The 20,323-nt window shown below is 68.7% G+C and carries 22 protein-coding genes; 18 read left to right on the top strand and 4 right to left on the bottom strand.

Annotation, left to right across the window (positions count from 1 at the left end):
- Positions 1–224: 224 nt before the first annotated feature.
- The 4 genes from BDI24065_RS37790 to BDI24065_RS37775 all read right to left on the bottom strand — a co-directional run bounded on the left by BDI24065_RS37790 (position 225) and on the right by BDI24065_RS37775 (position 5,492).
- Positions 225–2,165, bottom strand: a complete 1,941-nt coding sequence (locus tag BDI24065_RS37790) for a tetratricopeptide repeat protein (RefSeq protein WP_175035483.1) — start codon at positions 2,163–2,165, stop codon at positions 225–227.
- 39 nt (positions 2,166–2,204) lie between these two features.
- Positions 2,205–2,945: an acetyltransferase gene (locus tag BDI24065_RS37785; RefSeq protein ID WP_175035482.1), complete on the bottom strand. Its 741-nt coding sequence runs from the start codon at positions 2,943–2,945 to the stop codon at positions 2,205–2,207.
- 432 nt (positions 2,946–3,377) lie between these two features.
- A complete protein-coding gene (locus tag BDI24065_RS37780; protein ID WP_175035481.1) occupies positions 3,378–5,021 on the bottom strand; it encodes a TIGR04222 domain-containing membrane protein in 1,644 nt (547 codons plus the stop codon).
- A gap of 141 nt (positions 5,022–5,162) precedes the next feature.
- Positions 5,163–5,492 carry a helix-turn-helix domain-containing protein gene (locus BDI24065_RS37775; RefSeq protein ID WP_175035480.1) on the bottom strand — a complete coding sequence of 110 codons (330 nt, stop codon included), beginning with the start codon at positions 5,490–5,492 and terminating at the stop codon, positions 5,163–5,165.
- A 723-nt stretch (positions 5,493–6,215) separates the two neighbouring features.
- Between BDI24065_RS37775 and BDI24065_RS37770 the strand changes: the two genes are divergently transcribed.
- From BDI24065_RS37770 to BDI24065_RS37690, 18 genes are all read left to right on the top strand, one after another.
- A complete protein-coding gene (locus tag BDI24065_RS37770; protein WP_174916720.1) occupies positions 6,216–6,422 on the top strand; it encodes a tail protein X in 207 nt (68 codons plus the stop codon).
- A gap of 16 nt (positions 6,423–6,438) precedes the next feature.
- Entirely contained in the window at positions 6,439–6,783 is a 345-nt protein-coding gene (locus tag BDI24065_RS37765; RefSeq protein WP_069246837.1) for a putative holin, read from the top strand.
- Position 6,784: 1 nt separating this feature from the next.
- Complete coding sequence (locus tag BDI24065_RS37760) at positions 6,785–7,051, top strand: phage holin family protein (protein WP_174916722.1); 267 nt, start codon at positions 6,785–6,787, stop codon at positions 7,049–7,051.
- A gap of 3 nt (positions 7,052–7,054) precedes the next feature.
- On the top strand, positions 7,055–7,900 hold the full coding sequence (locus BDI24065_RS37755; protein WP_175035479.1) for an N-acetylmuramidase domain-containing protein: 846 nt from the start codon (positions 7,055–7,057) through the stop codon (positions 7,898–7,900).
- Positions 7,897–8,337, top strand: coding sequence for an Rz-like lysis system protein LysB (lysB, locus tag BDI24065_RS41255; protein ID WP_175035478.1), 441 nt, complete (start codon positions 7,897–7,899; stop codon positions 8,335–8,337). Before BDI24065_RS37755 ends, lysB begins: the two co-directional genes overlap by 4 nt.
- Positions 8,222–8,461 carry an Rz1-like lysis system protein LysC gene (gene lysC, locus BDI24065_RS37750; protein WP_254609943.1) on the top strand — a complete coding sequence of 80 codons (240 nt, stop codon included), beginning with the start codon at positions 8,222–8,224 and terminating at the stop codon, positions 8,459–8,461. The genes lysB and lysC overlap by 116 nt, the downstream gene beginning before the upstream one ends.
- Positions 8,454–8,903 carry a phage tail protein gene (locus tag BDI24065_RS37745; RefSeq protein ID WP_175035476.1) on the top strand — a complete coding sequence of 150 codons (450 nt, stop codon included), beginning with the start codon at positions 8,454–8,456 and terminating at the stop codon, positions 8,901–8,903. The genes lysC and BDI24065_RS37745 overlap by 8 nt, the downstream gene beginning before the upstream one ends.
- A gap of 807 nt (positions 8,904–9,710) precedes the next feature.
- Positions 9,711–10,397, top strand: a complete 687-nt coding sequence (locus BDI24065_RS37740; protein WP_175035475.1) for a phage baseplate assembly protein V — start codon at positions 9,711–9,713, stop codon at positions 10,395–10,397.
- Entirely contained in the window at positions 10,394–10,756 is a 363-nt protein-coding gene (locus tag BDI24065_RS37735; protein ID WP_089493868.1) for a GPW/gp25 family protein, read from the top strand. Before BDI24065_RS37740 ends, BDI24065_RS37735 begins: the two co-directional genes overlap by 4 nt.
- Positions 10,753–11,667 carry a baseplate J/gp47 family protein gene (locus tag BDI24065_RS37730; protein ID WP_175035474.1) on the top strand — a complete coding sequence of 305 codons (915 nt, stop codon included), beginning with the start codon at positions 10,753–10,755 and terminating at the stop codon, positions 11,665–11,667. Before BDI24065_RS37735 ends, BDI24065_RS37730 begins: the two co-directional genes overlap by 4 nt.
- On the top strand, positions 11,660–12,202 hold the full coding sequence (locus tag BDI24065_RS37725) for a phage tail protein I (protein ID WP_175035473.1): 543 nt from the start codon (positions 11,660–11,662) through the stop codon (positions 12,200–12,202). Before BDI24065_RS37730 ends, BDI24065_RS37725 begins: the two co-directional genes overlap by 8 nt.
- A gap of 6 nt (positions 12,203–12,208) precedes the next feature.
- Positions 12,209–14,851, top strand: coding sequence for a phage tail protein (locus BDI24065_RS37720; protein WP_175035472.1), 2,643 nt, complete (start codon positions 12,209–12,211; stop codon positions 14,849–14,851).
- A gap of 15 nt (positions 14,852–14,866) precedes the next feature.
- Positions 14,867–15,613: a tail fiber assembly protein gene (locus BDI24065_RS37715; RefSeq protein ID WP_175035471.1), complete on the top strand. Its 747-nt coding sequence runs from the start codon at positions 14,867–14,869 to the stop codon at positions 15,611–15,613.
- Positions 15,614–15,673: 60 nt separating this feature from the next.
- Positions 15,674–16,846: a phage tail sheath protein gene (locus BDI24065_RS37710; RefSeq protein WP_175035470.1), complete on the top strand. Its 1,173-nt coding sequence runs from the start codon at positions 15,674–15,676 to the stop codon at positions 16,844–16,846.
- Between the two features lie 28 nt (positions 16,847–16,874).
- Complete coding sequence (locus BDI24065_RS37705; RefSeq protein ID WP_175035469.1) at positions 16,875–17,384, top strand: phage major tail tube protein; 510 nt, start codon at positions 16,875–16,877, stop codon at positions 17,382–17,384.
- Positions 17,385–17,468: 84 nt separating this feature from the next.
- Positions 17,469–17,837, top strand: a complete 369-nt coding sequence (locus BDI24065_RS37700) for a phage tail assembly protein (protein ID WP_175035499.1) — start codon at positions 17,469–17,471, stop codon at positions 17,835–17,837.
- 8 nt (positions 17,838–17,845) lie between these two features.
- Positions 17,846–17,959 carry a GpE family phage tail protein gene (locus BDI24065_RS37695; protein WP_006484104.1) on the top strand — a complete coding sequence of 38 codons (114 nt, stop codon included), beginning with the start codon at positions 17,846–17,848 and terminating at the stop codon, positions 17,957–17,959.
- A gap of 15 nt (positions 17,960–17,974) precedes the next feature.
- A partial coding sequence (locus BDI24065_RS37690) for a hypothetical protein (protein ID WP_175035468.1) occupies positions 17,975–20,323 on the top strand: 2,349 nt, incomplete at its 3' end.

The raw sequence follows: 20,323 nt of genomic DNA, 5'->3' as shown, positions 1-20,323 counted from the left end.
CGATCCGGCGCGGCGGAGCGCATTCGGCGCCCGGCAATCGAGCGTGTCGCCCGGTGCCCCGGTACCGGCCGGCCCGCTCGCCGATGTCGATCACGCCCTTGGGGCGACCGGACCAGCCGATCATGCGATCTTCCGCGAGCGGTTCGAGCTGGCCGCAATGCGCACTGCCGAGCCGTACCGCGACGGGTAGCGCGGGGATCTACGGTCGCGCACGCGCCATCCGCTCACACGGCCCGCACCGTCTCATCCGCCATCACGCGACCGGCCGCGCAATGCGTGGCAAACGCGTCGCGCAAGCGCTCGGCCATCTGGATCCAGCTTTCGTCGCGCCCGCGCCGGAACAACCGCACCGTGCCGGGATACCACGGCGAATCATCACGGTCGTGCATCCAGCGCCAGTCCACGTCCTGATTCGGCAGCAGCACCCAGCAGGGCTTGCCGAGCGACGCGGCCAGATGCGCGGTGGACGTATCGACGCACACCACGAGATCGAGTTGCGCGACGATCGCGGCCGTATCCGCGAAATCGTCGACCTCCGAGCCCAGGTGCAGCAACGGCAGGCCGCCCGGCGGCTGGCGCGCCTCGTCCTCGCCCTGCCCCTTCTGCAGGCTCACGAAATGCACGCCCGGCACGCTCCACAGCGGCGTCAGCAACGCAAGTGACGGCAGCGAGCGGTGCGCGTCGTTGTGATGCTTCGGGTTGCCCTTCCACACGAGGCCGACGCGCGGGCCGGCCGGCAGCGCATCTAAGCGTGCGCGCCAGCGTGCGACACGGACCGGATCGGGCGCGAGCCGCGCCGGCGGCGGAATCGTGTCGAGCGTCGTGCCCGCGTGCATCGGTGCGCTCAGCAGGCTCGTCCAGTAATCGAACTGCGCCGCCTGTGCGGTCGCCGTCTCGTGATCGAGCACTGCATCGACACCATCAACCGCCTCCATCAGCCGATGCAGCGCGGGCTGGCATGCGAACACCACGCGCGCCGCGTGCCGCGCCCGAAATTCCGCGAAATAGCGGCTGAACTGCAGCATGTCGCCCAAGCCGTCTTCCTGCCAGACGAGCAGCGTCTCGCCCGCGAGCGGCTCACCCTGCCACTGCGCACATGGCAGCACCTCGCGAGTCCGGCGGTGCACGAATGCCGATTGCTCGTAGCGCGATTCGTAGCGCCGCCAGCCTTCGTCGAACCGGCCCAGGCCGAGCAGCAGCGTCGCCAGCCCGAAACGCGCGTCGCCATAGTCGGCGCGCAGTTCGAGCGCGCGGCGGTACGCACGTTCGGCGTCGTCGTGGCGGCCGGCATGCGCGAACGTGGTGCCGAGGTTGTAGTGCACTTCGGCCATGTCCGGCGCGAGCGTCAGCGCATCGGCGAATACAGCCGTCGCTTCGTCGTGGCGGCCCTGCGCGCGCAGGACGCAGCCGAGATTGTTGTGCGGCTGCGGCAAGCCGGGGCGGCAACGGATCGCATCGCGATAGGCCGCTTCCGCTTCCGGCAGGCGATCGAGGTTCTGCAGCGCGACGCCGAGGTTGTAGTGCGCCTCCGGGTGATCCGGGCACAGCGCGAGCGCCTGGCGGCTGGCCGCTTCCGCCTCCGGCAGCCGCTGCATGTCGACGAGGATCGCGCCGAGATTCGCGTGCGCGAGCACATGGTCGGCGCGCACGGCAATTGCGAGCCGGTACGCGAGTTCCGCCTCGGCCTGCCGGCCGAGGACACGCAGCAGGTTGCCGAGATCGGTCAGCACGTCGGCCGACTGCGGCTCGATCAGCAGCGCCTGCCCGAGCGCCTGTTCGGCTTCGTCGAGCCGGCCGAGCGCTTCGAGCACCTTGCCGAGCCGGTGATGGTGCGACGCCCGCAACGGCGTGACGGACGCGAGCTGCCGGCGCAGGAGCGCCTCGGCGTCGGGCAGGCGACCTTGCGATACAAGCAGCGCGCCAAGGCCGTCGTAGGGCGGCTCGAACGCCGGCATCGCGTCGATTGCGCGCCGCCACCACGCTTCCGCATCGGCCAGCCGGTTCAGGCCGAGCGCGCAGACGGCCGCGACGTGCAGCGCCGTGACGGCCGGCGCCGGCCGGTCGAGCAGCGGCGCGACGCGCGACAGTGCATCGGCGAACTGTCCGTTCTGGCACAGGGTCGCGGCGTGTTGAACCGGTGCGGATTCGTCGAAAGCAGGTGTCATGTGATACGGCGCTGCGTGGCGCGCAACGCGAACGGTCGATCAGACGGTCGGTACGGCGGCCGGTTTGCCGGACTGGCTGACGGCACGGTCCTTGGCTTCCTGGAGCGCCGCGAGTGTCTCGAGCGAGCGCCCTTCATCGGCGGTGAGATCGACCAGAAATGCGTCGTTGTTCTGCTTGATCCAGGCGAGCGGCATGTCCCACCACGCGAGCTGCAGCAATCGTTCGCGCACTTTCTCCGTGAAGCGGAAGCGAATCAGGCGGGCCGGCGATCCAGCATAGATGCCGTACGCCTCGGTACGGAAATCGGGCGGAATAACCGCCCGCGCGCCGATCACGCATCCATTCGCGATCTGGCTACCGCCCAGAAACAGCGCTTCGTCGCCGATCCAGACATCGTTGTGGATCACGGTATCCGCGTATTGCGGCATCGGCGCATTGGTGAGGCCGTTACCGTAGAGGCTGAACATGCTCGTCGAAATCGTGCGCATCTCGTGCTGACCGTTCAGCAGGAATCGCAGGCGCATTCCACCGGCCACGTTCTTGCCGATCACCAGCTTCTGATGGCCCTGGTCATACTTCACGATCGAGCCCACACCCAGCCCGGAGCAACGACCGATATAAAAGGTACCGACCTGCGCTTCTTCATCGAGCCAGTCGCGGAAGAAATTGTTCGGGATCGTCGAAAAGGCCCCGTCCCGGTAGCCCAGCACGATGAAATGCTTCGCCCACGGATGGTCGGACAGCACGCCAATACAATCGTCGGAGGTCGTAACGTTCATTCGCGGTCACAAGTGTGCCGGCGTGGCGGCTCGATGCCGGGCCGCTCGATACGGCGGTGGGAAACATCGCGGCGCATGGGCCGCGAGCATGGACGATGCAGTATAGGAAGCCGGCGCCGGCAACCGACCACGGAGAAGAGCGGCGTTGTGGCTTCTGTTCCTGCGATGGGGGCTCGCGCGGCCCCGCGGCCGCCGCCTGGATGCGCCGCGTATCGGCGTGGATTGGCCGTCGGGGCCGATGGCTGGTGCGCGAATCATCCGGCGGTCGAGAGTGCGCGCCCGATTTTCCATCGGGACGCTCAGGCATCGGCAGAATCGTCGCGTCGACCCGGTTAGCCCGCTACGTCACGCGAGGCGACCACAGTGGCGATGTGTTGTCCCAGTCTTCTCGAACGGCGTGCGCCTCCTCCTCCCCTGCGCCACGCCACGCGTTCAGTTACTCGACGAACACCCGCCGCAGCTGCTCGAACTGCACGAGCTGGAGCTGCACGAACTCGACGAACTGCAGCTCGACGACGAGCAACTGCTGTCCGACGCATCGAACGAACTGCCGGTGCCCGCCTTCGCGGCGGCGAGTGTCGAGAACCGCGACGCGGTCTGCACGGTTTGCGAATACACCGACCATGCGGTGCCGGCCAGCGCGGCCGTGCCGAACAGCGCCGCAGTCCACAGCAACGGATCCGGCTCGCTGCGTTCGCGGTCCTGTGCCTGTCGCGCTGCCTGCGTATCGGGCGTGGGTTGCGGGTTTCGCGCGGCCCGCGGATCGTGCGAAGTCCGGCGCGCGAGCAGCGCGGCCCGCCCGGCAGCCGTCGCCCCGCCGCGCCCGAAGCCGGTCAGCCGCCGCGCGACGAGCCGGTACGCGACCGCGAACACCACCATGCAGACGGCGAGCAGCAGCACGGGCCGCCCTCGGCTCAGCCCGACCGCGAGTTTCGCGGCACCGGTGCCCAGCACGATCAGCACGATCGCACGTGCGGCCATGCGCGACGCGCGCATCTCGCCGGACGCCCAGAGCCAGCCTTGCGCGCGCATCCCGTCGACGACCTCCTGCGCATACCCGGCGAGCCGCTCGCGAAACACGTCGTAGCGCACGGTGCCGGACGGCTGCTCCTTGAGCCACGCGCAGTGGTCGTCATGCCGGCCCGCGCGGTCGAGGTCGGCGATCTGCACGTAGCCGCCCTGCCCCGGCACCGTCCACAGGTCGACCGCGCCCGCATGCGCGAGCGACATCGTCACGACCTGGGCGACCCGCGCTTCGCCGCCGGTGAGATAGGCGACTTCGTCGGTGCTCAGGTCGTCCGACGCCTTGCGCGTGTGCGCGCCCCAGCGGCGGCGCCGGAACTCGATCGCCTGCAGCACGACGATCAGCAACAACGCGACCACGCACGCCGGCACGTAGAACGCGAGGAACTGCGGCCCCGCGTAGTTCAGCACGTTGAAGTCCTGCGCCGATGCGCAGGTCGCGGCGACGCTCGCGGCGGCGGCCGGCCATGCGAGTTTCGGCAGCCGGTCGCGCCAGGTCCTGCCGGCCGGCGCGGTAGCCGGCGAATCCGCGCGCCCCGCCCCGCTCACGGCCGACGGTTCCGGCTGCAACGATCCAGACGCGTCACGCCGGCCCGGGGGCGGCGGCCAGATCGACTCGGGCGGCTCGCAGCCAAACAGCCGGCGATAGCTGTCCAGCGTGTCGCGGTAACGCTGCGCGTACACGGCGGCCTCGTCCGGCGCGCCCGTGCCGGGCATGTGATGCAGCCGCGCGCGCAGCACGCTGGCGCAGAAGACGTCCCAGTATTCGAGCGTGTATTGCAGGTGGAAATGCCACGCGGCATCGACCGCGACCGACGGCGTGACCGGGTGTCCGGCCGCCTGGGCGAGAAACGCGAAGCGCTTGTATTCGTCGATTACCGCCCATGCGTGCGCATGCGACCAGCCTTCGGCTTCGGCAAGGCGGCGGCTGTATGGCAGCGGCGCGTTCGGGTCGTCGGGGGAATAGGCGTGCAGACGCGCGAGCAGCGCCTGCTGCGCATCGGTCAGCGCGCGGGCATCGACTGCGGTCGAGGTAGACGGAAGGGCAGCCATCGGGAGTCGGCGCGATGCACGGACGGCCGCCGCGATCGACGCTTGGAGTTGTCGTTGCGGGCGATTCTCGCACAACGGCGAGGCAACACGACTCCGGCACGCCGGCTGCCCAGGCGGCCGACGCGTTCGCCGGCCCGCGCGTCAGAAATCGAGCTGCGCCAGCGTGATGCCGAGCGCCGCTGCGATCTTCCTGCGCACCGACTTGCGCAGCTTCTCGCGCTTCTCGCGTTTCGCGTAGTCCGAGCGACTGATGCCGATCCGCTGCGCAACCTCGGCCCGCGTCAGCCCGAGATACTCGCGCCACGCGCGCGCGGGCGAACTGCCGTCGAACACGGCGCGCGTCACGACTTCATGCGGAACCGGATCGGGCGCGACCGGCTGCTGCGCGACATAGTCGGCGTACGGAATCACGACGAAGGCCGGCGTACCGTCCGGCCCGTTGATGAACTGAACGGGGAGTGATTTGCTCATGCGGTGATCGCCGCCCGCGAGGCGGTGCGGCCATTTCTCGTTTCGATCGACATTTTCAATCGGCGCCTTCAGACGGGCTTCGAGCACGTCGAACCGGACCGGCGAATGGTTGCGCCGGGTCGGATGCCGGGACGCCGGCGTCCGGGGGAGTCGGTCGCCGTCCGGCGCACGCGATCGAAACCCGCCGCGCCGGCAACCGCCGCCCGGCCGGGATATTACTGCAAACGGAAGAGCGACGAGACGGCGACACCGCCGGGTGCCCGAACGGGCATGTTTCGACGCGCGCCCGGCTGGGATCGAACCAGCAACCCCTGCCTTCGGAGTTTTACCTACGTTCCCCCTGCCCTTGCCCGGCAAGGCCCGGCACGCGTCGCACGGCGCAAAACCAAGGTTGCACAAGGTCAACCAAGGCCGCCCCGGCCCACGCCAGCTGCAATCCGGCTGCACGGCACACGCCGCGCCCGCTCCTGCCCTCACCTGCCCATCGAGCACCTGCCCGGAAAGCGTAAGGCCCGACGCCCGTCGCGACACGCGCCGCGCTGCGTCTCCGCGCAGGCCACGCATGCATGTCGTTGAAGCCCGCCCGGCGAAGCTCGACCATGGGAACCATCTTCACTGCCTCACCGCCCGGGACTTCGCCATGGCAAGCAGCACGACATCGACATGCCTCCACCACGCGCCGGCCGGCGACTGCGTCGCCGTCACGCATCGGGAGCCCCGGCCATGATCGTGCGCACCTTGCAGGGCGACACCGTCGACGCGCTGTGCTGGCGCCATTACGGCCGCACGGACGGCACCGTCGAAACCGTGCTCGAAGCCAACACCGGGCTCGCCAGCCTCGGCGTCGTGCTGCCGGCCGACACGCCCGTCCATTTGCCGCCGCTCGACACCGCCACGCGCGCACGGCCGTTGCTGCAACTGTTTGACTGACCCTGGAATCGCCTGCATGGCCGAACCGAACCTCACCACCGCCGCGATGCTGTCCGCCGCGATCGGCGTCGCCGGGCTCGCGCCCGGCATCGACGGCAACGCGCTGATCGGCGCGTTCACCGGCGCCGCGCTCGTGGTCGTCACGTCGAAGGAGATCGGCGTCGCACGGCGCGCCGCCTACCTGCTGATCTCGCTCGTGATGGGCTATCTCGCCGCACCCGAAATCGTCGGCGCCACCCCGATCCATTCGACGGGCGTCGCCGCGTTCTTCGCGGCCGCGCTCGTCATCGCCGTCACGCTGCAGCTCATCGAACGGGTCAAGACGCTGGACCTGCTCGCGCTGTTCCGCAAGGGGGGATGACATGCCGCTCCCGCTCGTGCTGATCGCGCTCTGCGCCCACGTCGCCGTGCTCGTGCGCGTGCTCACCTACCGGCGCAACGGCGCGCGGCACCGGCATCGCGCGTCCTGGTTCGCGTGGGTCGTCGTGGCGGTTGCCGGCGGCGCATCGATCGAATTGCTGCTGCATGCCGGCTCCGTCGGCTTCTTCGAAGCGGCCACCGCGGTGCTGCTGGCGATGTCCGTCTGCGGTACGCGCGGCAACGTCGCTCGCCTGCTCAGGAGTGAATGAATCATGAAGACCCGCCGCCTCGGCGACCACGGCGACGACGTCGGCCTGCTGCAACGCCGGCTGGTCCGCGCCGGCTATCCGGTGCCGGTCACGCACGTCTATGACGCGGCGACCGAAGCCGCCGTGATCGCGCTGCAACGGAAGACCGGCCTCGTCGACGACGGCATCGCCGGCCCGAAGACCTGCGCCGCGCTGGCCACCGGCCAGCGCGATCCGGCACACCTCGCGCTCGCCGATCTCGAACGCGCCGCCCGCACGCTCGACGTGCCGCTCGCGTGCATTCGCGCAGTCAACGAAGTCGAATCGCGCGGCGCCGGGTTCCTGCCCGACGGCCGGCCCGTGATCCTGTTCGAACGCCATGTGTTCTGGAAGCGGCTGCAGGCACGCGGCATCGATCCCGCGCCGTTCGCGGCGCGACAGCCGGACATCGTGTCGCGCACGCGCGGCGGCTATCGCGGCGGCGCCGCGGAATACACGCGCCTCGCGACGGCCGAGTCGATCGATGCCGGCGCCGCATGGGAATCCGCGAGCTGGGGCGCGTTCCAGGTGATGGGCTATCACTGGGAACGCCTCGGCTATGCCGGCATCGACGAATTCGTCGCGTGCATGGAACGAGGCGAAGCGGCGCACCTCGACGCCTTCGTCCGTTACATCGCGGCCGACAACGCGCTGCGCCGCGCGCTCGGCACCCGCCAGTGGGCCGCATTCGCAAGCGCGTACAACGGCCCCGACTACGCGGCGAACCTCTACGACGTGAAGCTCGCGCGCGCCTATGACCGCTATGCATCGCAGTCGGTCGCGCCGACCCCGGGCGGATCCGCACCGCCCGGCGCCCCGTCCGCCGCATGAACGGGCTCGCCGCGAAATTCGCCGCCTGCATCGTCGCGCTTGCCGCGTGCACCGCCGCGGCGCTGTACCTGCATGCGTTGCGCGCCGACCTCGGCGCCACCCGGCAGCAACTCGTCGATGCACGACAGGCGCTTGCCGGGCGCGACGACGTCATCGCGCGCCTGCGCCAGGACACGGCCGAGCGCGCACGACAGCAGGCCCGGCTCGACCGTTCGCAGGCCGCGATCGCATCGAAGCTCGACGCCACTCGACTTGAAAACCGGAGATTGACCGATGAAAACGCCGCGCTTCGCGCCTGGGCTGACACTCGTCTGCCTGACGATGTTGTCCGCCTGCAAGCCAATCCCGCTCTCACCGGCGCCGACGCTTACGTCGAATACGTGCCAGGCGGTGAGCCCCTGCACGCTGCCGATGCTCGCGCCCCGCACCAACGGTGAACTCGATGCCGCGCTCACGCTCGCGAAGGCGGCCTGGGCGACCTGCGCGGCGCAAGTCGACATGATCGCGACGTGCCAGGCCGGCACGCCCGCCCCCGATCACGGAGCGCATCCGCATGATTAAGCCTGACAGCCTGCGGCGGGCGCTCGTCGCCGCAATCCCGTCACTGGGGACCGAGCCGGGCGCGCTGACCGTGCTCGTCGAGCAAGGATCGATCGCGACGACCGGCACGCTGACGCCGTCGTTCGAATACCGGTACACGGCCCACGTGCTCGCGACGAATTTCTCCGGCGACACGGATCCCGTGTTCGTCGCGCTCGTCGAATGGGTCCGCAAGAACCAGCCGGATCTCGTGACGAACCCCGCCGCGCGCGCGAGCGGCATCGCCTTCGAGGTCGGCATTCGCGACCAGGCCGCGGCCGACCTGTCGATCCGGCTGGCGCTGACGGAAAGCGTCAATGTCGTCACCGGGCCCGACGGCCGGCACGTGATCACCCACGTCGACGACACGCAGGTCGATCCGGCCGACACGCTGACCTGGGTCGCGCTGCCGCAGATCCGGTAAGCCTGGCGGGCGGCGGCCCGTCTTCCGGCACGCGGCAACGGCGCCGCGTGCGGTCAAGAGGACGCCGCGCGCCGCGCGGTTTTCTGCTGCGTTCATACATCAGGTCAGCCCAGCCGGCGGTGGCCCGTCTTCCTGCATACGGCATCGGCGCCGCGTGCGGTCGAGCGAATACCGTGCACCGTGCGTGCCCAGTGTTCCGCCGCATTCATTCGCCGCTGCAACGGCGGCGCATCGCAGCCGGACATTTCGTTTCGCCCACCTCCTCTCACCTGCCGTGGTGAATCCGTATGTCGCGATCGCAACGCTGATCGCCTGCTCGTGCATTGCCTTCGAATCGACCGATGTCGACGATGCTCGCTGCGTCGACGGCGTCGCCCGTGGCGACACTTCCATACGCTCACCATATCGGCTCCCCGCAGCACGATATCCGTCTGCATTTCACCGCCACGCAATCCGTCGCGCCTCCGCCCTGTCGCCCTCCCTCCCGGCGTCGATCCACTCACGCATTCCAGCCTCGCGACGAGATCGCCCGGGCGCACGACGCCATCCTCACGCTGACCGGTGATGCGATTCACCGCCACGCAATCCGTCGCCCCTCGGCCCTGTCGCCCTCCCTCCCGGCGTCGATCCACTCACGCATTCCAGCCTCGCGACGAGATCACCCGGGCGCACGACGCCATCCTCACGCTGACCGGTGATGCGATTCTCGACGCGCGCCTTCGCGCCGGCATCCGGCGCGCGCTGTCCTCGTTGCGACGACACAGGCCGTCGCTCGCGCCCCGGTCGCCCGGCCGTCACCATGGCTGCATGGACGCAAATGAAATTCAACGGCAGGCACGCAACGCGGTGCGCAAGGGAACGATCCTCGCGGTCGACCATGCGGCCGCGTTGTGCCGCGTCTCGGTCGGCGACGCCGACTCCGACGGCAACGGCCTGCAGACCAACTGGATTCCGTGGGTCGCCGGCACCGCCGGCGGCACGCGCGACTGGCTGCCGCCGACGCCGGGCGAACAGGTCGTGCTGCTCTGCCCGATGGGCGATCCGGCGCAGGGTGTCGCGCTGCGCGGCGTCTATTCGAATGCCGCGCCGGCACCCGCCTCGAGCCCGGACACCCACGCACGCGTGTACCCCGACGGCGCAAGCATCACGTACGACCACGCCGCGCATGCGCTCACGGCCGAGCTGCCCGCCGGCGCGACCGTGCGCGTCGTCGCGCCGGGATCGGTCGTGGTGCAGACCCGCGACGCCACCGTGAAGGCCGACAGCATCACGTTCGACGCGCCGCAGACGACCTGCACCGGCGCGATGACGGTCAAGGGCCCGTTCGCATTCGAAGCCGGCATGACCGGCACCGGCGGTGCCGGCGGCGGCGCCACGATGCAGATCGACGGCGCGGCCACCTTCACCCGCGAAGTGAAATCCCAGGGCATCAGCCTCCCGCATCACACGCATCGCGAACAGGGCGATGGACAACTCGTGAGCGCACCGCAATGAAAGGCATGAACGCGAACACCGGCCGCTCGATCTCGGGCCTGGACCACTTCTACCAGTCGATCGGCAGGATCGTGACGACGCCGCTCGCGTCGTGCGTGAAACGCCGCACGTTCGGCTCCGAGCTGCCCGACCTGATCGACGCACCCGGCAACGGCACAGTGCGCACCCGGCTGTACGCGGCCGTCGCGACGGCGCTGATGCGCTGGGAACCGCGCCTGACGCTCACCCGCGTCGTGCTCGCCTCGGACGACGCGAATGCGGCGGCCGGGTCGGTCTATCTCGACATCGAAGGCTGGACCGGCGAGAACGGCACGGCCGTGTCGACGCGCGTGCCGATGACGAACGGGAGCCCGGCATGAGCGTGACGCCGATCGACCTCTCGCAGCTGCCGTCACCCGACGTCGTCGAGACGATCGACTACGAAACCCTGCTTGCCGCGCGCAAGGCACGGTTCGTGTCGCTCTACCCGGCCGACGAACAGGCCGAGATCGCCGCGACGCTCGCGCTCGAATCGGAGCCGATCGTGAAGCTGCTGCAGGAAAACGCGTACCGCGAGATCGTGCTGCGGCAGCGCGTGAACGACGCCGCGCGCGCCGTGATGCTCGCCTACGCGGTCGGCACGAACCTCGATCATCTCGCGGCGCTGTTCGGCATCCGGCGCCTGACGATCACGCCCGCCGATCCGGAACACAACATCGCGGCGGTCATGGAAAGCGATACCGACCTGCGCGCCCGCACGCAGCTCGCGCCGCAGAGCCTGTCCGTCGCCGGCCCCGAAGGCGCGTATGTCTCGCACGCACGCAACGCGGACGGCCGCGTGCTCGACGCGTCGGCGGTCAGCCCGGCCCCGTGCGAAGTCCTCGTCTCGGTGCTGGCGCGCGATGGCGACGGCACGGCGGATCCGGCGCTGATCGCCGCGGTGGCGGCCGCGCTGCAGGCCGACGACGTGCGGCCGCTCACCGACAAGGTCACGGTGCGCGGCGCGGAAATCCTGCGCTACCAGGTGCGCGCGCGGCTCGTGTTCTTTGCCGGCCCGGATCGCGCGGTGGCGCTCGCGGAAGCCAACCGCGCGATGAAGAAATACACCGAATCCATGCACCGCCTCGGCATGGAAGTCACGCTCGACGGGATCTATGCGGCCGCCCGCGCGGCCGGCGTGCAGAAGGTGATCCTCGAAAGCCCGCTCGCCGGCCTGCCGGCGACGAAGCAGCAGGCGCCGTACTGCACCGGGATCGAGCTGATCGACGGCGGGGTGTACAGCAATGAATGACGTCCTCCCGCCGAACGCGACGCGGCTCGAGCGCCGGTTCGCGGCGACGAACGCGCGTATCAACGACGTGCCGACGCCGCTCGCGACGCTGATGAATCCGGACGCGATCCGGTCCGACCTGCTGCCGTGGCTCGCATGGCACCTCGGCGTCGATGCGTGGAAGGACTACTGGCCCGAGTACGTGAAGCGCGCCCGGGTCAGCCAGGCGATTCCGATCGCCCGCCGCAAGGGCACCGCCGCCGCGGTGCGCGAAGTCGTCGCGGCGTTCGGCGGAAACATCGTCCTGCGCGAATGGTTCGAGCAGCGCCCGCCGGGCCGGCCCGGCACGTTCGACCTCGTGATGACCGTCAGCGGCCAGGAAGGCAAGCCGCCGACCGCCGAATACGTCGCCGACATCCTCGCGGAGATCGACCGGACCAAGCCGGTACGGGCGCACTACACGTTCACGCAGGGCTTCGAGATGCGGGGCCGACAACCGGTCGGCGCCGCCGCGCGCGTGGCGGCCTATCGCCGCCTGAACCTCACCGACTACTGATCGCACATGGCAACCCAGATCATCATCACCGACGCCGGCCGTGCCGCGCTCGTCGCCGCCGGCAACGGCGGCACGAATGCCCACCAGGTCGTGGAAATCGGCCTGGCGAACGCGCCGTTCGTCGCCGACAAGGGGCTCACGAAGCTGCCGAACGAGCTGAAGCGGATCAAGTCCTTCGGCGGCGCCAACGTCGCGCCGGACACGATTCATACGACGCTCAAGGACGACTCGACGGACCAGTACTCGCTGTACGGGTTCGGCCTCTACCTCGAGAACGGCGTGCTGCTGGCCGCGTATGGCCAGACGACGCCGATCATGGAGAAGTCGCCGGCCGCGTTGCTGCTGCTGTCGTCCGACATGCAGTTCACGGCGCTCGACGCGACGCAACTCGTGTTCGGCGACGCGTCGTTCCTCAATCCGCCGGCGACCACCGACCGGCAAGGCGTGGTCGAGCTGGCGACGCAGGCGGAAGTCGATACGGGCAGCGACGACACACGTGCCGTCACGCCGAAGACGGCCGCGGCGCGATACGCGGCGTTGACCGGCGCGAAGTTCACGGGCCCGGTCGTCACCGAGTTCGATGCGGGTCCGGACACCGCGCACGTGTCGATTCGCCCCCCGTCGGGCAAGACCGGCCGCGAAAGCCGGTTGCGCCTGCATGGCACGTTCGGCGGCAACAACGCCGATACCGGGACGCGCCTGATCGCCACGATCCGCTCCGGCTTCGACAACGGCGCGTGGGGACGCGAGTACGTCGACCTGTGGCTGAACCGTACCGGTAACGACAACCAGTCCGACGCGAACCAGGCGCGCGCATTGCGCGTCGGCTACGGCGGCCGCGTGCTGGTGGGTGACGTCAAGAATGACGACGGGAATTCACGCCTGCGTGTCGGCGGCGATATCGCTGTCGAAGGCACGAGCAATTCGAAGAATTCAACGATCGACGGCGGCGCCGGCAACTTCTCGACACTGTTCTTTGCTGACGGCGGCAAGTTCCGTTGGTCGATGTTCAAGCGCGATGGCGCGGCAACCGGCGGGAACAACGGCAACGACTTCGGCATGAACGCGTTCGCTGACGACGGTGTCACGCAGTTCCCCGCGTTCCGCGTCAGCCGCGGCAACCAGACGTTTTCGGTCGCGAAGCGACTGACCGTCGGCGACATCGGCGACGACGGCAGGAACGCGATCCAGGTCGGCGGGAGCGCCACGTTCGCGGGTGGATTGACCGCGCGTGAAATGGACGCCACGGGTTCCCATTTCCGTGCGATCTCCAACGGCTACGGTGCCTTCCTGCGCAATGACGGCAAGGATGTCTACCTGCTGTCGACCGACAAGGGGGATCCGGATGGCCAGTGGAATGATTTCCGCCCGTTCTCCTGGTCGCTCATCAGCGGGAACGTCCTCATCAATGGCAACGGAGCCTCGACGAACATTGGCGGCGATCTCGTAGTCGGAAAAACTACGGACGAAGGACGCATCAGGGTCGGCCCCACCGACGGCTACTTTTATGCAAATGCCCAGACGGTCGGCTGGTGGAGAAACAACGACTCGTTCCAGTACTTCATGGAAGACCGCACCTTCCGCGTAAACGGCAAGCGGGTGTGGCACGCCGGCAACCTCACGCCGCTCGATCGCGCGACGGGCGGCACGCTGTCGGGCGATCTCCAGTTCGACGCGGGCAAGCGGCTGTTCCTGTCCGAAGGCAGCGCGCAAGTACCGTCCCTCACGTTCATCAACGACGGCGCGCCGGACACCGGCCTGTACCACATCAACGACGGATCGTTCGGCGTCACCTGCAACGCGACCGCACAGGTGACGTTCACGCCCGGCGGCACCGTCTTCCAGACACCCGTGCGAGGTCCCACGCCCGCGGCAGGCGACCGATCGACCGCACTCGCCACGACCGAATGGGTGCTGGCCGCGCTGTCGACGACGTCTGTCGGCCAGATCATCTTCGAGCCGCGCACGTCGGTGCGCGCCGGCTTCCTGAAGGCGAACGGTGCGCTCGTCAAGCGCGCCGACTACCCCGCGCTGTGGGCCTACGCGCAGGCCAGCGGTGCGCTTGTGACGGAAGACGAATGGCCGCAGGGCCTCTGGGCCAGCTTCTCGTCCGGTGACGGCTCGACGACGTTCCGCCTGCCGGAGCTGCGCGGCGAATTCATCCGGTGCTGGGACGACGCCCGCGGCATCGACGCCAATCGCATCCTCGGCTCGTGGCAGGACAGCGCGAACCGCTCGCACGGCCACGGCGCGAGCGCGGCCGCAGTCGGCGACCACGCGCACTCCGCTTGGACCGATGCACAGGGCTGGCACGGTCACCATGGCTGGACCGGCGGAGCGGGCGGACACAACCACAACAATGGCGCATTCAGCCGTCTGCTGCGTCCGCCCTACGGCGGCTCATTGACCGGTTCCGATCAGGCGGGCAGCGGGTCGGAACAAGCAGTCGGTCCCGGCGACTCCCAGGACATCGTCGGTGTCGGCGACCACGGCCACGAATTCAACACCGAAGGCGCCGGCACGCACGGCCACAACGTCGGCATCGGCGCCGCCGGCAATCACAGCCACGCCATCACCGTCAATCTCGACGGCGCCAACGAATCGCGTTCGCGCAACGTCGCGCTGCTCGCGTTGATCCGCGCTTATTAACCTGGACCCCGAAACATGCTGATCCACCACTACAACCAGTCGACCGGCGAATACCTGAGCAGCGGCCAGCCCGACGCCGATCCGCGCAACCCCGAACGCTGGCTCGTGCCGTCATGGGCGACGTTCGACATGCCGCCGGCGCGCACGCCGACGTCCTGGCCGTTCTACCGCGACAGCGCGTGGACGCTGTTGCCGGACTTCCGCGGCCGTCTCTGCTATCGCACCGACACGGGCGAAGCCGTCGAAATCGCGACCGCCGGCAAGACGCCCGACGAACTCGGCCTGACGACCCAAGCGCAACCGTCGCCGCGCCACGCGTGGATCAACGGCGCGTGGGCGATTCCGGCCGCGCTGCTCGAGCGCGAAAAGCGCGACGCCGCGATGGCCGAATTCGAGCGACGACTCGAAGCCGCGCGCAAGGCCAACGCCGGCAAGGCCGATGCCTACGCCGCGGGCCTGCTCGATGACGAAGGCATCTACTACTTCAAGGCCTGGTCGGCCTACCAGATGGCACTCGTTTCGGTCATCCAGGCCGACACGTTCCCCGATTCGGTGACGTGGCCGACTACGCCGGCGCCGTACGTACCGCCTCCGCCTCCGCCTCCGCAGCCGGAACCGGAACCGGAACCGAAACCGGAGCCACAGCCGGAACCGCTGCCGGAATCGAAGCCGACGCCCGAGCCGGAGCCCCAGCCGGCCCCCCAACCCCAGCCCAACGAACCCAGCGCACCTGCAGCTCCGGTCGCGGACCCCGCGGCCTGATCCGCACGGGATTTCTCCCGTTCTCTTTCATCTGATCTGCACACACAGGAGCCACACACCATGCCGCAGGATTACCACCACGGCGTACGCGTCATCGAAATCAACGAGGGCTCGCGCCCGATCCGCACCGTGTCGACGGCCGTCGTCGGCATCGTCTGCACCGCGTCCGACGCCGATGCCACCGCATTCCCGCTCGACACGCCCGTCCTTCTGACCAACGTCGTTGCCGCGCTCGGCAAGGCCGGCACCAAAGGCACGCTGCGCCGCACGCTCGATGCGATCGGCCGGCAGACCAAGCCCGTCACGATCGTCGTGCGCGTCGCCGAAGGCAAGGACGCCGCCGAGACGGCGACCAACGTGATCGGCACCGTCACCGCCGACGGCAAGTACACCGGCATGAAGGCGCTGCTCGGCGCGCAGGCACGCTTCGGCGTGAAGCCGCGCATCCTCGCGACGCCGGGCCTCGACACGCAACCCGTCGCCGCGGCGCTCGCGTCGATCGCGCAGTCGCTGCGCGCATTCGCGTACGTGTCGGCCAACGGCTGCAAGACGAAGGAAGAAGCCGTCACCTATCGCAAGCAGTTCAGCCAGCGCGAACTGATGGTCGTCTGGCCGGATTTCCTCGCATGGGACGACACGACCAACAAGACGATCGTCGTGCCGGCCACCGCGTATGCGGCCGGCCTGCGCGCGAAGATCGACAACGACACGGGCTGGCACAAGACGCTGTCGAACGTCGGCGTGAACGGCGTCACCGGCATCAGCGCCGACGTGTCGTGGGACCTGCAGGATCCGGCGACGGACGCGGGCTTCCTCAACGAGCAGGACGTGACGACGCTCGTGAACCGCAACGGCTTCCGCTTCTGGGGTTCGCGCACGTGCTCGGACGATCCGCTGTTCGCGTTCGAGAACTACACGCGCACCGCGCAGGTCATCGCCGATTCGATCGCCGAAGCGCAGATGGCCATCATCGACGGCCCGCTCAACCCGTCGCTGCCGCGCGACATCATCGAAACGATCAACGCCAAGTTCCGCGAATGGATCTCGCAGGGCTACCTGATCGGCGGCTCGGCCTGGTACGACCCGGAGCCGAACACGACCGACGTGCTGAAGTCCGGCAAGGCGTATCTCGACTACGAATACACGCCGGTTCCGCCGCTCGAAAACCTGATGCTGCGCCAGCGCATCACCGACCGTTACCTCGCCGATTTCGCCGCGCGCGTCAGCGCGTAACGACCGGCCTCACCAGGAGTCAAACACGATGGGTATGCCTCGCAAACTCAAGGGATTCAACCTGTTCCAGAACGGCGAGAACTTCGTCGGCCAGGTTGTCGAAGTCACGCTGCCGAAGCTCACGCGCAAGATGGAGGACTACCAGGGCGGCGGCATGAGCGGCCCGATCAAGGTCGACTTCGGGCAGGAAGGGATCCAGCTCGAATGGACCTGCGGCGGCTTCATGCGCTCCGTGCTCGGGCAATACGCGATCACGAAGCACGACGGCGTGCTGCTGCGCTTCGCCGGCGGCTACCAGTCCGAGGATTCGACCAACGTCGACGCGATCGAGATCGTCATCCGCGGCCGCCACAGCGAAATCGACCCGGGCACCGCGAAGTCGAAGGAAGACACCGCGTTCAAGGTCACGACCGTCGCCAGCTACTACAAGCTGTCCGTGAACGGCCAGGACGTGATCGAGATCGACTTCGTCAACATGGTCGAGAAGGTCAACGGCAACGACCTGTTCGCAGCGCTGCGCAACGCGATCGGCCTGTAATCCGCCGCCCGGCCGGTTACGCCGGCCGGGCCTGCCCTCCGCACTTCCCCCCGACAGATCACCGACAGGACCACCATGAATCCGATGCAACCCGACCCGGCCGCGAACGACTCGCAGGCCGATGCGTCCGCCGCCGCGATCGCCGCGCCCGACCAGGACGATCCGGCCACCCACACGCTCGACACGCCGCTCGTGCGCGGCAACCAGACGATCACGTCGATCACGCTGCGCAAGCCGAAATCGGGCGAGCTGCGCGGCGTTTCGCTGTCCGACCTCGTCAGCCTCGACGTCGTCGCGCTGTCGAAAGTACTGCCGCGCATCAGCTCGCCGATGCTGACCGAAGCCGACGTCGCCGGTATCGACCCCGCCGACCTCGTGCAGCTGGGAGGCATCTTCGCCGGTTTTTTGATGCCGAAGGCCGTGAAATCCCGACTGGCCTCCCAGACCGCGTAGAAGACCCGATGGCAGACATCGCGACGGTGTTCGGCTGGACACCGCCCGTGATGGATGCCTTCAGCCTGGCCGAGCTGATGGACTGGCGCGAGCGCGCACGAGTACGCGCCGGCGCCCAATGAGCGAAACGATCGACGATGGACAACACCACGAAACTGCGCGTCATGTTCGACATGGTCGACAACATGACGAAGCCCCTGCAAATGATGCTGACCGGCAACCAGGGGCTGGCCGATTCGCTGCGGGCCACCCGCCGCGAGCTGGATGACATGGCGAAGATGCAGAAGCGCATCGGCGAGTTTCGCGACTTGCGCGGCGGCGTGGCGAAAACCGCGTCCGAGCTCAAGACGGCCAAGCTGCGTGTCGGGGAGCTGCGCATCGCGCTGCGCGCCTCCGGTCCGCCGTCGCGCCAGATGATCGACGACTTCGCCCGGGTGCAGCGCTCGGTCTCCGACCTGACGGCCACGCAAGGCAGGCAGGTCTCACGCATTCGCGAACTGCGCACCCAGCTCGTCGGTGCGGGTATCGACACGCGCCATCTCGACCAGCACGAATTCGCGCTGGCCACGAACAGCGCGCGACGCAGGTCGAAGATGACGGCCGACACGGACGCGTTCGACGACGCGCGCCGCCAGCGCGCCGACGCCCGGCGCGCGAAGATCGACGCACTGCGCGGCGTCGGCGAGAAGTGGGCGAAGCGCGGCGACGCGGTCAAGGGCGTCGGCAAGAACATGCTCGGCATGCTGTCCGATCCGCTCGACACCGCGAAGCAGGCCGAAAGCGAGACGCTGCGCATGCGTGCGCAAGGCGCATCGGCCGACGCCGTGACGTTCGCGCGTGCACAGCGTACCCAGGGCCTGTCGACCATCGACAACCTGGCGCTGATGCGCGAATCGCTGACCGAGCTCGGCGGCGACGAACAGCATGCGCGGGTCGCGCTGCCGCTGCTGTCGTCGATGAAATTCGCGAACGAGGCGCTGTACGGCAAGGACGACGCGAAGGCGAACGTCGACAAGTTCATGAGCATGCTGAAGGTGATCGACCTGCGCGGCGGCACGAAGAGCGAAGCGGCGTTCGGCGCCGAAGCGAACATCGTGCAGAAGATGCAGACGGCGACCGGCGGCAAGGTCAGCGGCGACGAGTGGAACAACTTCGCCGAATCGGGTGGCAACGCGGCGAAGAAGTTGCGCACGGACGCGTTCTACTACCAGATGCAGCCGCTCATCGAGAAGCTGGGCGGCAAGTCGGCCGGCGCAGGCCTGGCCGCACTGTCCGGCAGCGCGCTTGAGGGCAAGGCGACCCCGCTCGCCGCGCAACGGCTGGCGGCGCTCGGCCTCGTCGATCCCAAAGGGCTCACGCACCGGAAGAACGGTGCGATCGGCGGGCTCAAGCCGGGTGCGCTGGCGGGCAGCGACATGCTGCAGGCGTCTCCGTTCGAATGGCTCGAAAAGGTGCTGCTGCCGAAGCTCGCCGCCAAGGGCATCACGAGCCCCGACAAGGTGAAGGCCGAGCTGGCGAAACTGTTTCCCGACAAGGCCGCGGGGAACCTGCTCACGACGATGTACGACCAGCGCGAGCAGATCCACGACACCGAGCGGCAGAGCGCCGCCGCCGACGGCGTCACCGGCATGCGGGCGAAAGCCGCGGATTCGACCGCGGGCCGCGAACTCATCGTCCTCGCGCAGTTGCGCGACCTGAAGCTCGAGATCGGCGAGAAGATCACGCCGATGTACAACGCGGCGCTGGACGTCACGGCCACCGTGCTCGAGAAGATCGTGAAGTTCGTGCGCGAACACGGCACGGCGACCCGCATCCTCGCCACGGTTTTCGCAGGGCTGGGCGGCGCACTCACCGTCGTCGGCACGCTGGCGAGCGTTTTCGGCAACGTGCTCGGATCGGTGAACGTGCTCCGCTTCGCGACGTCGATCGTCGGCGCGTTCAGGCTCGTCGGGCAGGCATTCATGGTGCTCGGCCGGCTGGCGCTGGCGAATCCGCTGATGGCCGTGATCACCCTGATCGCGGGGGCCGCCATCTACGTCTGGCAGAACTGGGACACGCTCGGCCCGAAGTTCCTCGCGCTGTGGGAAACCATCAAGGAAGCGTTCGGCGCAGCCGGTGACTGGATCACCGCGAAATGGGACGCCACTGTCGAGTGGGTGAAGACCACGCTCGGCGGCATCGGCGACTGGTTCGGCGACCTCGGCACGCGCTTCCAGGAAATCGGCGCCGGCCTGGTGTCCGGGCTCGTCGACGGCATCAAGAGCCGCTTCGCCGCACTGAAGGAAACGATCAGCGGCCTGGGCAGTTCGGCGCTCGGCTGGCTCAAGGAAAAACTCGGCATGCAGGCTTCGACCACGCCCGACGACGGCACGGCCGGCGCCGCTGCCGGCACCCCGTCACTCATGGCCCGCACCGCCGCCGCGCTCACGACCACCGCCGCGCTGGCCGGCCCGCCCGCGTTCGCCGCGAGCCCGGCGATCGCCGCT

Origin of the sequence: Burkholderia lata (genome assembly GCF_902499025.1) — a bacterium.
In the GTDB taxonomy this organism is placed as follows: Bacteria; Pseudomonadota; Gammaproteobacteria; order Burkholderiales; family Burkholderiaceae; genus Burkholderia; species Burkholderia lata_C.
Note: the sequence above shows the minus strand (reverse complement) of the source record. Positions and strands in the feature narration are given on the sequence as shown.